General features: G+C 55.4%; 11 protein-coding genes. 10 read left to right on the forward strand and 1 reads right to left on the reverse strand.

Annotated elements, in window-relative coordinates:
- Positions 1–124: 124 nt before the first annotated feature.
- Positions 125–874 (reverse strand): Uma2 family endonuclease, encoded by a 750-nt coding sequence (locus tag NW818_RS12850; RefSeq protein ID WP_414352075.1) that lies wholly within the window; start codon positions 872–874, stop codon positions 125–127.
- Between the two features lie 166 nt (positions 875–1,040).
- Here NW818_RS12850 and csx2 point away from each other — a divergent pair, with 166 nt between their 5' ends.
- The 10 genes from csx2 to cas2 all read left to right on the forward strand — a co-directional run bounded on the left by csx2 (position 1,041) and on the right by cas2 (position 12,102).
- Positions 1,041–2,312, forward strand: coding sequence for a TIGR02221 family CRISPR-associated protein (csx2, locus tag NW818_RS12855; RefSeq protein WP_414424777.1), 1,272 nt, complete (start codon positions 1,041–1,043; stop codon positions 2,310–2,312).
- A gap of 202 nt (positions 2,313–2,514) precedes the next feature.
- On the forward strand, positions 2,515–5,514 hold the full coding sequence (cas10, locus tag NW818_RS12860; RefSeq protein WP_414424778.1) for a type III-B CRISPR-associated protein Cas10/Cmr2: 3,000 nt from the start codon (positions 2,515–2,517) through the stop codon (positions 5,512–5,514).
- A complete protein-coding gene (locus NW818_RS12865; protein ID WP_414424779.1) occupies positions 5,511–6,650 on the forward strand; it encodes a type III-B CRISPR module-associated protein Cmr3 in 1,140 nt (379 codons plus the stop codon). The genes cas10 and NW818_RS12865 overlap by 4 nt, the downstream gene beginning before the upstream one ends.
- Positions 6,651–6,697: 47 nt before the next feature.
- Positions 6,698–7,468, forward strand: a complete 771-nt coding sequence (gene cmr4 / locus NW818_RS12870; RefSeq protein WP_414424780.1) for a type III-B CRISPR module RAMP protein Cmr4 — start codon at positions 6,698–6,700, stop codon at positions 7,466–7,468.
- Between the two features lie 24 nt (positions 7,469–7,492).
- On the forward strand, positions 7,493–7,885 hold the full coding sequence (locus NW818_RS12875) for a hypothetical protein (protein ID WP_414357349.1): 393 nt from the start codon (positions 7,493–7,495) through the stop codon (positions 7,883–7,885).
- Positions 7,885–8,526: a Uma2 family endonuclease gene (locus tag NW818_RS12880; RefSeq protein WP_414424781.1), complete on the forward strand. Its 642-nt coding sequence runs from the start codon at positions 7,885–7,887 to the stop codon at positions 8,524–8,526. The genes NW818_RS12875 and NW818_RS12880 overlap by 1 nt, the downstream gene beginning before the upstream one ends.
- Positions 8,527–8,811: 285 nt before the next feature.
- Positions 8,812–10,506, forward strand: a complete 1,695-nt coding sequence (locus NW818_RS12885; RefSeq protein WP_414424782.1) for an RAMP superfamily CRISPR-associated protein — start codon at positions 8,812–8,814, stop codon at positions 10,504–10,506.
- A gap of 29 nt (positions 10,507–10,535) precedes the next feature.
- The gene (gene csx18 / locus NW818_RS12890; protein WP_414424783.1) at positions 10,536–10,835 is read left to right on the forward strand and encodes a CRISPR-associated protein Csx18; all 300 of its coding nucleotides are present in this window, start codon (positions 10,536–10,538) and stop codon (positions 10,833–10,835) included.
- Positions 10,835–11,824 (forward strand): CRISPR-associated endonuclease Cas1, encoded by a 990-nt coding sequence (gene cas1, locus NW818_RS12895; RefSeq protein WP_414424784.1) that lies wholly within the window; start codon positions 10,835–10,837, stop codon positions 11,822–11,824. Before csx18 ends, cas1 begins: the two co-directional genes overlap by 1 nt.
- A complete protein-coding gene (gene cas2 / locus NW818_RS12900) occupies positions 11,824–12,102 on the forward strand; it encodes a CRISPR-associated endonuclease Cas2 (RefSeq protein ID WP_414389456.1) in 279 nt (92 codons plus the stop codon). Before cas1 ends, cas2 begins: the two co-directional genes overlap by 1 nt.
- Positions 12,103–12,200 lie beyond the last annotated feature (98 nt).

The following is a 12,200-nucleotide window of genomic DNA, read 5'->3' on the forward strand; positions in this document are numbered from 1 at the left end:
CGCCTTACGGCAATCAGAGGAAAATCATTCCGTGACCGTGGACATCGTGTCCATGACCGTGGAGTCTGCCGGATGCCCTCTTTCTGGAACTAACTCTGATTATCGTGGGCTCGCTAGGTACCTCCTAAGGGATCCGGGCTTGAGCGAATACATCTTGAGGGATCACCTTTAGACCCGGCAGGAAATCATCTTGAATGGCTTGAGATCCCGTAAAGGTGCGCGGCGGGGCATCGGGATAGAAGACCGTGATGCTCTTGGCTTGGGGATCCACAACCCAAACCCTGGGGATCCCAGCTTCTAGATAATCGGTTGCCTTCTGAGCTATGGCTCCAAAACTCTGGCCAGGAGAAAGGATCTCGATCACCAACTCGGGAATGGCAAAACAAGGTTCATCGGTCATGGCCTCAACCGGCAACCGCTCGTTGGAGATGTAGGTGAGGTCGGGAATCGGGATCCAGGGTTCCGCTTTTCGTGTCAGAACAACTGCCCACTCAGTATGTGCTGACCCAGGCTTAGGACACTCAGGGCTAGAGCACCAGTCCTCCAAAATTTGCCACAACACCGGTTGGAGACGAGCATGGAAGCGTTTTGGCGACATGGGTTCGTTTTTGGAGACGGCCCGCCCATCGACTAGCTCATAGACAATATCCCCCTCCGGCAAGGCCAGAAACTGTTCGGGAGTTAGCTTTTGACCTGAAATGGACAACTCTGGAGTCGATAGCATCACAGGATCCCCGTTGTTTAGGATGGCCGAATCTCTGTCTAGGCTAGCTCTGACATCCCCCACCTTCACCGTTTTGAAACAGTTGTCGAGCAGGGATCCAAATCCAGCGGCAAGATGGCTCCACTCAATTTTGGGGGTAGAGATCCCCATCTTTCTGGCACCGGCTGAGCAGAGGATGCCACTTTTCGGGAGAGGATAGGGCAACATTCAACCCAGAACCCTCTCCAGGCAACTTGAGAAGGGGGGGCTTCCAAGCTGCAGTAGCTTGAAGATGCCCGTGCTTCAATGCTTGAAAGCCGTCATCGAGAGGATCCCTATGGCTAATACCCTTTTGACCACTCTAGGCACCAGCCCCTACAGCGAGACGGTGTATGTTTTTGGGGAGCGGAAAGCCGATAGAACCCGTTATGTTGCCAAAGCCCTCTGTCAGCTCTTTGACATCGAGAGGGTGATTGTGCTGCTAACCCAAGAAGCACATGACACCCATTGGAGGCATCTACAGGACTGCCTACCCCCCCACGTGGAGAAAATTGCCAAGGCCATTCCTGAAGGGAAAACCGAGGCAGAGACCTGGGAGATCTTCGATGTGCTGGTCGATAGCATCGAGCCCCATACGCGGCTGGTTTTCGATATCACCCACGCCTTTCGCTCCATCCCCGTACTGGTGCTCTTGGGAGCCGCCCTTTTGCGCAAGGCCAAGAATGTAAATATTCAGGGGCTGTACTACGGTCTCTATCTCAAAGACCAGCAGGAAACACCCATCATCGATCTCACCCCCGCCCTTCGTCTTTTGGATTGGCTGACGGCTACCGACAAATTCATCAGCACCGGCTCGGCCTTGGAGTTGGGCCAACTTTTGGATACAGTTCAACGGGACTTTTACCGCCAACCAAAGCTCGGCAAAAGGGATCCCAAGCCCATCCGGCTGCAGAACTTTGGCCAAGCCATCCGCAATATCTCTCGTTCCCTGGAGCTGGTAAGACCGGTCAGCCTTTTGGAGGATGACTTGCTTAGGTTGCAAAGGCACTCCACCCAGGAGTTGGCAGAAGAGGTGGGCCAATTTGCCAAGCCCTTTGGCTTGCTGTTGCAAAGCATTCAAGACAGCTACAGCCAACTGGCTTTGCCAGCAGACAGAGCTACGGATGCCAAGGCTCAAGTTCAAAAGCAATTTCAACTGCTGCGCTGGTATGTGGAGAAACGCTTCACCACGCAGGCAATTCTCTTAGCTCGGGAGTGGGTGATCTCGGCCCTCTGCTTGTGTGAGGGGCTGCCCAACTACCGCCAGCGGGAAGCGCGGCAGGAGATCGAACACCAACTGGGATCCCTCATTCCACGGGAAGACCAGCCCCAGGCGCCTCCTGACATTGCTGCCCATGTTCCCGATGTGCAGAAACTCGCCAACCTCTGGTCTCGCCTCAGCCAGTACCGCAACGATGTTGCCCATGTGCAGATGAATCCAAACCCTTTGAACAGCGAAGCTCTAGAAAGCTTTGTTTTGCAAGACCTGCTGCCTGGCCTGGAAGAGCTGTTTCCCAAATTGACCTGGGCAGAAGGGAAGTTGGAAGGGGATCTTTCCACTTCTCCGTAGGCTAAAGACATCGGTTCGCCCTCAGGTTCTGGGTTTTTGGTCAAACAACGGCTATTGAGAAATACTGAAGAAAACTGAGGGCTGGCCGGGATCAGATCGATTTTGTTTTGTAGCTTCTGTAGCCACGACATCGGGTGGCTACCGGGGTTTTGTTCCTTGTTCGAGGAGTTCCTAACTGTTCTGTTTCTCCAGCGAAAACACCATGTCTTACTACTGGCAAGCTAAGCTCTGGGGTCTGTTACATGATCCCGCCCTCAAAGCCCTACACGACAGGACTGGCCGCTCCAAGGAAGGGCCGTGGGCCAAACTGGCAGCGATGCAGGGATGGTCTTCTCCCAAAGCCGAGGGATCCCCTCCCATAGGCGATGCCGATCTCATCGCCTCGGCCAGCGACCGCGCTGCCATTGGCCATTTGCCTGTAGCCATCGACTACCAGGTTGAGGATCGCGGCCAGGGGTTAGGCTCTGGACTGGAGATGAGCCATCTGCTCTCGGGGCGCAAGCGCTTTTGGCAATTGGCCGATGACCAACACCAAGCCCTCAAGGATGCCCGCTCCCGTGCAGACTACCTGATGGAACGGGAGGAGAGCGCCATCCCCGATTGGGTTTGGCAAGAGGAGGATCCCCAAAAAGTGTTTTGGTGGTTTTGGCGGTGCTTTCCCCAGGCCATTTGTCAGGAGTTTGGGGATGAGAGCTTGCTGCTATTGCCGGCAGAAACCCGGCTTCCAGACGGATCCCTGTGGAGCCACGCCAGCGTCACCGCAGCCTTGGCCGGATGTTTGGCCGGCTACGACGAGCCCAAGTTCGCGCGTCCCTTCTTGGTGAGCTTTACCTTCAACCCCATCCAGGAGCTGATCAAAGCCAGCCGCAAAATGCGAGACTTCTGGGCTGGCTCCTGGCTGCTGCACTACCTTTCTGCTCGCATAAGTTGGCGACTAGCTGAAAAATACGGTCCCGACTGCCTACTCTACCCCAGCCTCTATGGCCAGCCATTAATCGACTACTGGCTGCGGGAGAAGTACCCCGAATTTGAAGAATGGATCCCTCAGCCTTCGCCTAACGCCCTGCTCACCGCCGGTTTTCCCAACGTGCTCCTGCTGCTGTTGCCGGAAGACCGGGTGCAAGCGGCCATGCAGATGGCGCAGCAGACCCTCAAGGAAGAATGGAAGCAGTTGGCCCAGAGGGTGCTGGATCACCTGCAGGCGGATCGCCGCTGGCTGAGGCAGTTGCACCCAGAGGATCCCTCCTGGGGAGGGTGGCTAGAGCACCAGTGGCAGCACTACTGGGCAGCCGTGCCCTTGGGATCCCCGGCTCACTCTCTCAAGGATACCGGCATCCTCAAGCCCCCTCAGGTTTCCATTGATGCGGATCCCTGGGTCAGTGCCCAAAACCGCACCTATCACCTGGGGGCTAAGCAAAAGCTCTTTGCTGATGAGGAGCTGGAGTTTCTGCGGGCTAGCTTTTGGGATCCCCAAAGACAACAGCGCCGCCAATACAAGGCCGGACTCAACGTGGGATCTTGGTGGGCAGCCGCAGTGGAGCAAAGTCGGCGGCTACAAGCCGCTTGTAAGCAGGCCCGCGATTGGCAGCTCCCCGTTGCGTTTGGGCCGCGCAGCACCGTTTCGGGCTTGGGGCCGGTGGTGCATCCCTCACCGCGGCAGGGGTGGATAACAGAAGGGGAGAGTCGGCGGCTTTGGCAACGGCAGGCCGGGCTCTTCGATGGCCGGGAACAGCTCAATGCCACCGAAACCCTCAAGCGGGGCTTGTACAAAGTGCTGCCGGAGCTCTTCCGCGAGCTGGATGAAGACCAGATTGAAGACCAGATTGCCGCTTCCTACCCGGATCTCACCGCTGGCGTAGCCGGCTACCTCAAAACCCAAGGGCGACGGGAACGAGAGCACTTCGAGCAGGCCTGTCAGGCAGTGGAGGCCCGCTACCCGGAGGTCAGAGGGGTGCTGCGGGAAATGCGGGGCAAATGGGGGATCCCGTGGGCCGACCGGCAGAACCTGCGCTACCATCCCCGTCTGCTCAATGCTGGTTGGCTGGTGGAAGACCTGGAGCTGGACGAGGAAACGCAAAGAAGCTACCGGCAGGACATCGAGACGCTTCTAGGCCGCTACTACCCCAGCGTTAACCCCGCCAGTTGGTACGTGCTGGCTGCCGGGGATGGGGACGACATGGGCAAATGGCTCAGGGGCAAGAAGATGAAATCCTACTACGACTATCTGCCTCAACCCCTACAGCGGCTGGCCAACGGGCAAACGGAAGCCATTGGCGAGGTCTTTGGCAAGGACAAGGAGGAGCTGGAGCAAGTCAAAGACGCTTTTCAGAAGTTTGTCAAAAACAGCCGCAAGCGCATGGGGCCTGCCACCCACAGCGCCCTAAGCCGCGCCCTGCTGGATTTTTCCGGCCAGTTGGTGCCCTACCTAACAGAGCAACGCTATGCAGGCAAGCTCATCTACGCCGGTGGGGACGACGTTTTGGCCTACACCAACCTCTGGGAGTGGGATGGCTGGCTGTGGGATATTCGCCAGTGTTTCCGGGGGGGAGAGGATGACTGGCGGGAGTTTGAGAACCTGGGGGACTACTGGCAGTGGAAAAAAGGGCGGCCTCCCGAAGGTTTGAGCCGGCGCCCCCTCTTTACCCTGGGATCCGCAGCCACCATCAGCTTCGGCGTGGTGATTGCCCATCACTCGGTGCCTCTGGCCATTGCCCTGGAAAACCTTTGGCAGGCGGAAGAAGAAGCCAAGGGCCACCTCTATGCCCATGGCTGCCCCAAAGACAGCGTGCAGGTGCGGGTGCTGTTTGCCAATGGCAACCAACTGGTGAGCACCTGCAAATTCGACACGTTCGACAAGTGGAAAGACCTCCTTGATTTTGACTGGAAGCTCATGGGCCAGCAGCAGGATCAAAGCTCCTTGTTTGAGCAGGCAGCCCAACTGTGGGAGCAACATCCTGCCCCCAGCCCAGAGGCGGTGCCAGCCTGGGCCACGCTCTTTTGCAGCCGCCGGGATCTCTTCAAACAGGAATCGGAGCAGAAAGAGCACTTCCAGAACAAGCTTGTGGAGTTTATCCAGCATTTTTGGCAGCACAGCCTACCCGCCCAGCCCCAGGAGTGGGATCTGGAGATCAAAAACTGGTTCAAGTTGGCAGCTTTTGTGCTGCGCAACCGCACCGTGAAATTGGGGAGGAACGGCCGATGAGTTGGTTTACCCTATCACCCTTGGATGTGTGGATGTTTCGAGATGCTAAGCCCTTTGCGCCGGGAGAGCGGGCCTGGGCCAACAGCAGCTTTCCCCCTAGCGGCCATACCCTTGCTGGTGCTATCCAGGCTTACCTGGGCCAGCCCTTGACGCTGCGGCTGCGGGGCCCCTTTCTCTGCCACGACGAAAGGCTCTATTTCCCTGCCCCTTTGCACCTGGAAGACGGATTCCCCCTTGTTCCCGTTCCTTGGTTGGACGAGAGGGATCCCTACTTCCATTGCCACTGGGATCCCACCCGGCCAGCCCCGTTGGTGTCCCTGAGGCCAGCAGAGGAGGAACCCGAACGCAGCCAGAGCAGCAAGAAGAAAAAAACAGGAGGCTACCTGCCCTTCGAGGTGGTGCAAAAGGCGCTGGAAGGCAAAGGCTGGGATCTCAGCCAGGCCGTCAAGCCGCCGTTGAAGTATGAAGTACGGCCCCACAACACCCTGCAGGTGAGCAAGCGGCAAGTGCGAGAAGCCGATGGCTACTTTGTGGAGACCTGCATCCGCCTTCAGCCGGGCTGGAGTTTGGCCCTTTCCATCGAGTGCTGGGATCCCGATCGCGAAGCCTGGGATCCCCTACCCCTTACTCAGGAAGCAGTGCTGCGGCTGGGGGGAGAAGGCCACTGCGCTTTGCTGGCCCCCTGTCCGAAGCTGCAGGAGCAGTGGCAGCAGTTGCAGGACCTTTCTCAGGCCGCCTTTTGCCAAGCCGGACGCGCTTTGGCCTACTTGGTGACCCCAGGTGTGTTCATCAAAAAGGTGGACGGGCGTTCCCTCTGCCGCGCCTGGCCGTGGGAATGGCGATTGGCCACTCCCCACCCCGCCCATCCCCTCACCGGCCCCTTGGTGAGCGTGGCCACCGGCAAGCCCGTTGCCATCAGTGGACGCCTGCGGGTGGATCGCCCCCCAGAGCAGCGGCAGATGAGCCTGCCCGCCCCCCAAGTTTTTGCCGCGCCCCCTGGCAGTATCTACTACCTGGAGCAGCCGGCCCCCCTCAACCAAGAAGAGCCCGAGCTAGAAGATGGCCGGCTCAACGTGTTCCACCGCTGGCGGCTGTTGGGCTATAGCGAGCTCCTATGGCTGCCTTGGGCCAACTGAGTTTTGCTTTCAGTCCTTGAATACTTACTCGCAAAAGGAGCCCATCCATGACTTTTCAGATTGCCTACCTCCATCTATTGACTCCCCTGCACACTGGCGGCACCACCCAAGAAGGCAACCTCTTGGGCATTGCCCGCGAATCCCACACCCATTTGCCCTACATCCCTTCCAGCACCATCCGGGGCAGGTTGCGGGCCAGTGTGACTGATAAGCACAAAAAATTTGAGCTCTTTGGCAACGAAATTGGGGAAGGGGATCAGCTGACCCAGGGATCCATTTGGATTGGGGATGGCTCTTTGCTTTGGATCCCGGTGCCCTCCCTCAGCCACGGGGTGGTGTGGATAAGCTGCCCGCTTCTGCTCAAGCGCTGGCTGCGGATAACAGGCCAGAATCTGTCAGTGCCGGATCCCTATAGCACCAACTTGGGAACAAACCAGCCTATCTACCTCAAAGATGCCATTCTCAAAGAGGGTCTTCGACAATGGTCGGAATGGAAGAGCTACACCAAAGATCCTAATATCAGTCGCGTGATTGTTTTACCAGATCAGCACTGTGCCACCCTCATTCAAATGAGCCTGTGGCGGCAGGTGAAAGTCAAGCTTAGCGAGCACAAGGTTGTGGAAGGAGGCTTCCGCTATGAAGAGGCCATTCCTCCTGACAGCTTGATGTACTTTACCTGGGGGGTTACCGCCCAAGCAAATGGCAGTTCTGAAGAGGCAATGAAAGAGTTTCGAGATCTGCTGCAATCCAACCAGATTATGCAGATTGGCGGCCAGGAAAGCTTGGGCCGAGGCTTTGTGGAGCTGTCTTTGAACTAGATCTCAACCTAGGAGGGAGGTTTTATGAATAGCTTTGACCCGCGTACATTGGCCAAGCCCGTTTACGAATCCCTGTGCCAGCTCAGAGCGCAAACCAGGGATCCAGAAAGGCTAAAAGAGCAAAAAAACCAGGCTGTGGAGCTCTACACCTATCTTTCTACTTGGGGCCTGCTGCGCCTCAAGGCCGAAGAAGACGCCCTTAGCCAAGAGGGCAAAAAAGAGGTGGTCAAGGAGTTTTTCGATTGCCTAGAAAAGATCTCCGGTCAAAACGAAATTGCCAAATCCAACGGCCTGGATCGTCTCATGGGGTTGGGAGTTGAAGAGTACCTGGGTTTAACAGGGCTGGGACTTGCTTTGGCGCAAGAATTCAGCTTCTGGGCTACAGCCATTTACCATGACGTTAGCGGGGGGGACTAATGAGTGTAGCTGTTCCAATCCAGTCTATTTCCCTGTATGAAGGAAGCCAAGTGGTCATCCATTCGCTGACTTGGCAAGACTTTGAGAGCATCTTGGAAGAGTTAGGGGAAGACCGCCACACTCGCATTGCCTATTACAACGGCACGTTAGAGATCATGTCTCCCTTGTCCAAACATGAGCGCCCTCACCGCATTGCCGGAGATATTGTGAAAGCTCTCCTTGATTCTCAAGGGAGAGACTGGGAAGACTTTGGCTCAACAACCCTTAAAAAGTCTGGCAGTGCTGGGGTGGAGCCTGACACCTGCTTTTATGTCCATCACCTAGAGCAGGTGCGAGGGTGTGAGGGAAGGATCGATGTCGATCTGTTGCCTCCGCCTGATCTGGCCATTGAGTCCGACGTTACTTCCCGAACCTTTATCGATGCTTATAAAGCTACTGGTGTGCCCGAAGTTTGGATCTTGGGTGAGCGAAGTTTGCGGATATTTATTCTGCAGGGAGAAGACTACGTAGAATCGAGCTGCAGCCGGCTTTTTCCAGACTTCGACATCTCCAGTCTTGTACCTCAACTTATTCGACGCGCCTTAGAAATTGGCACCAGCGCTATGTTGCGCGAATTTCGGGAAACGCTTCGCAATTCCTAATACTGCTTTCCAGCTTTAGGAGAAGATCAAATGCCTAGCAATCGTCCTGCCAACGCTCCACAACCCCTTCCCCGTCCTGGAAGACCAGGCTCACCTCAGCAAGGGGATCCCAGCCGTCTGCCAAGTTCAGGAAGTCGAGGAGGAGGCCATCCCCCCAATCAGAGAGGGGGGAGTGGTGGTGGAGGGGGCGGCAACCATTCCCAACCTTCTCCCTGGCTAGGGCATCCCTCGGATCCCAATCCCAACCCAGATCCGACGGCGAGCTTTATTGAATATCTGCGGTGGATGAGAGCTCCAGCAACTCCTTTCAAAGACGGAACCAAAGTCGATCTGGTGCACCAAGTAGAAGCAAAGGCAAACTACGGAGCGCGCCTGCAAGTTCTAAATGCTCGCATCAAACGCATTGCCGGAGAAGAAAACACTTTTCAGGTCACCTGTCCCTGGCGAATTCGGGTGGGTGGAGCCAAAGGCCCGGAAAGCATGCTGCTGCCCGCTTTTGATCACTTGGGGATCCCCTACATTCCCAGCTCCACCTTGCGGGGGGTAGCCCGCACCCAGGCTATTCGAGAGTTGATGCGGAAGCACAACCTGTCTTGGAAAGAGGCGGATAAAGCAGTGGCACCCTGGCTTGGGCATCTAGAAGCTGAGGACAAAGATAGTGCTGGCAAGGTGATCTTTTTAGATGCCTACCCTGTGCCGACCAGGACTCAAAGACAAGGGGATCCCGATAATTCCAGAACAGGAGGTCTAGCTGTCGATATTGCCAATAATATCTGGAAGTGGAACGGTCAAAATCTTGAATACTCACCTAATCCCAACCTCTTCTTTTCTCTCAAGCAAGCCACTTTTTTGATTGGCCTGCGTAAAGGGCCAGGCTGCACCGACGAGATGTTGGCCCAAGTGAAAGAATGGCTCATCCGCGGGCTGGAGCAAGGAGTGGGATCCCAAGTCAATACCGGCTACGGTCGGCTGATTCAAACTGGCAAAACTCTATCTCAATACAAGGGAGAATTCTTGCGGCTGCCTTTTAAGCTGAAGGGTCAGTTGATCCACGGGCGGCAAGTGGTCAACTGGAGACCTGATAAGAACCGGTATGACAACAAATCAATTGCCGAAGTCCGACCGGTAGCCTTTAAGAACATGCTGCGCTACTGGTTTCGAACCTTTGCCCTGGGTGTTTTGCCCGTGAAGCAGGTGCAGGAATGGGAGGGGCAACTTTTTGGGGCCATCACTCCCCAGCAAAAACACGGCTGGATCCACGTGGATCTTTTGAAGGGGCGAGTAACTCAACCGGAGCCGGAACCCAACCAAGCGGGAAAGGGAGAAGGGATCCTCATTCTCAGCCTTTCTGAGGAGTGCCACAACCATGCTTCAAAGGAGAAGCAGGAAGCAGTGCAAAAGCTCTTTCGGAATCTAACCTGGATGCTGTTTCACCTGGGAGGTATTGGCCAGGGGGCAAGAAGGCCCTGCTACTCTCGCCAAGACCGCGGTAGAGCTCCTTGGTGGCGGGGATCCACCCTCATTCCCAACTCCGAAGATTCATTTTGGAATCTGCCAGAGTCGGTAGAGGAATTCCAGAAACTCTTTCAGAAGCGGCTGCGGGGCTTTTTTGAAGCACTCCAGGTTTTGACTGGGCAGGCCATTGATCCCAGCAATCCCGGGAGCTTTGGTCAGGTCAGCAAAGAAAAGTTGCCTGAAGCTGTGGATGCCCATTGCAGGATTGTAGTCTGCAGCGGCCCAAAAGAGTTTAATAAGCCCTATGCTTTGGCTGTTTTGCACAAGGTAGGCAAGATAGCGCCAGGAAAATACGACAAGTTTCTCTGCGGCGACACAGGCACGCCGTCCCCTGTTTGGATTGCAGATTTGGATGACTATCAGGTGGTTACCGTTTTTAGGGCAACGGTGAATCCTAGGAAAAGTTATCTTGAACAGCTCAGGAAAAATGCTGATGATTTTGGAATAATCTGGCCCTTGAAGTAGAGATCTTGGAGAATCTCTGGAGGAATAAAATGTCCAAAAAGAGGATCAATGCCAAAGTTCTTAGAAACCTTGTTACAGCTGTGGTCAACGGCTCGATCACGCTGGCCATCCTGCTAATTGCTCCTTTGGGATTGGCAGCCGTGATTACCAATACCATTCTTGTCGCGATTGCCAGCTTCTTTTCGGGCAGTCTGGCCGAGATCGTGATGGATTTCTTGTCAAGTCCTGAAATTGATGTTGAGATTTTACCGGAGCGTGGCCGCTCTAAACCCGGCAATGCCATAGAGCAGAGGCGAGGCGCTGAAGATCTGCGTCGTCATGACGAATAATGCGAACTTTATATGTCTCTCAGCAGGGGTGTAGGCTAAGCCTTAAGCAAGAGTTCGTAATGGTCTATTTGGGCGAGTCGCTCTTGCAGGAGGTGCCTCTACCCTTGCTGGAACAGGTTTTTATCTTTGGCCGATCCCAGGTAACCACCGATGTGGTGAGAGAGTGCTTGAAGCGTAATATCCCCATCGCCTATCTCTCGCGGCTGGGCTACTGCTACGGTCGCCTTATTCCCATTGCAAGGGGCTACCGCCGCTTGGCCCACTTGCAGCAAGCACTGCCGGAGACATGGCGATTGCAAACGGCAGCTCAGATGGTGCAAGCCAAGCTTCTCAATAGCCGAGTGCTGCTGATGAGACAGCTCAGGCAGCGCCCCACTGAGACAGGGGATCTGACCCTGCGCAGTCTGGAACATTTGGCTGCTCAAGCTCTTGAGGCCAAGTCTCTAGATCAATTGCGGGGCATTGAAGGAGCGGCTGCGGCTCTGTATTTCCCGGAATTGGGAAATTGCCTTCAGCAAAGGGGCTTTGTTTTGCTTAACCGCACTCGACAGCCGCCCACTAACCCGGTTAATGCCATGCTCAGCTTTGGCTACATGGTGCTCTGGAACCATCTATTAACCCTGATTGAGCTGCAAGATTTGGATCCCTATCAGGGTTGCTTGCACGCTAGCAGTGAACGCCATGCTGCTCTGGTTTCGGACTTACTGGAAGAATTTCGGGCGCCTATTGTAGATTCAATAGTCCTCTGGCTGATCAACAAGGGCATTATGAACATCGAAGAAGACTTTGAGTATCGCGATGGTGGCTGTTTTCTAAGTGATAGTGGCAGGAAAAAGTACCTTACAGCTTTCATCCAAAGAATGGAGGGATCCATCCAGACCCCTGACGGAGATCAACCCCGCTGGGATCTGCTAACGCAGCAAGTTAAAAAGTTTAAGCAATCCGTCTATAATCCTCAAGATTTGTACCAGCCCTACCGGATTCGCTGATGTTTCTTTATGTTGTTACCTACGATACTCCCTGCGACAAGCGACGCAAGAAAATTGCCGACCTGCTAGAAGGCTACGGCAAGCGCGTGCAATACAGCGTGTTTGAGTGCGTCCTCGACAAAGACAAGTTCGAGGAGCTCAAACTGCGGCTCCGCAAGAAGATCAAGCCCGAGGAAGACAGCGTCCGCTTCTATCCGCTCACTAGCTATGCCCTCGCCCAGGTGGAAATCTGGGGTGGGCCTGCCCTGACTGCACCCCCCAGCTCGGTCATTGTGTAGCTCAGGCAAGTCTCTTCCTACTTAAGCACTCGGTGTTTCCAAAAGCACACTCAAACGGTATCAACGCCTGCGCGAGCGATCCGCCAAAAGCCGCAAAG

The organism is Synechococcus sp. R6-5 (genome assembly GCF_047461775.1).
Lineage (GTDB): Bacteria > Cyanobacteriota > Cyanobacteriia > Thermostichales > Thermostichaceae > Thermostichus.

Bases quoted from the DNA above. Each gene is read 5' to 3' on its own strand.
- NW818_RS12850 (WP_414352075.1), bottom strand. From the start codon at position 874: ATGGGGATCTCTACCCCCAAAATTGAGTGGAGCCATCTTGCCGCTGGA.
- csx2 (WP_414424777.1), top strand. From the start codon at position 1,041: ATGGCTAATACCCTTTTGACCACTCTAGGCACCAGCCCCTACAGCGAG.
- cas10 (WP_414424778.1), top strand. From the start codon at position 2,515: ATGTCTTACTACTGGCAAGCTAAGCTCTGGGGTCTGTTACATGATCCC.
- NW818_RS12865 (WP_414424779.1), top strand. From the start codon at position 5,511: ATGAGTTGGTTTACCCTATCACCCTTGGATGTGTGGATGTTTCGAGAT.
- cmr4 (WP_414424780.1), top strand. From the start codon at position 6,698: ATGACTTTTCAGATTGCCTACCTCCATCTATTGACTCCCCTGCACACT.
- NW818_RS12875 (WP_414357349.1), top strand. From the start codon at position 7,493: ATGAATAGCTTTGACCCGCGTACATTGGCCAAGCCCGTTTACGAATCC.
- NW818_RS12880 (WP_414424781.1), top strand. From the start codon at position 7,885: ATGAGTGTAGCTGTTCCAATCCAGTCTATTTCCCTGTATGAAGGAAGC.
- NW818_RS12885 (WP_414424782.1), top strand. From the start codon at position 8,812: ATGAGAGCTCCAGCAACTCCTTTCAAAGACGGAACCAAAGTCGATCTG.
- csx18 (WP_414424783.1), top strand. From the start codon at position 10,536: ATGTCCAAAAAGAGGATCAATGCCAAAGTTCTTAGAAACCTTGTTACA.
- cas1 (WP_414424784.1), top strand. From the start codon at position 10,835: ATGCGAACTTTATATGTCTCTCAGCAGGGGTGTAGGCTAAGCCTTAAG.
- cas2 (WP_414389456.1), top strand. From the start codon at position 11,824: ATGTTTCTTTATGTTGTTACCTACGATACTCCCTGCGACAAGCGACGC.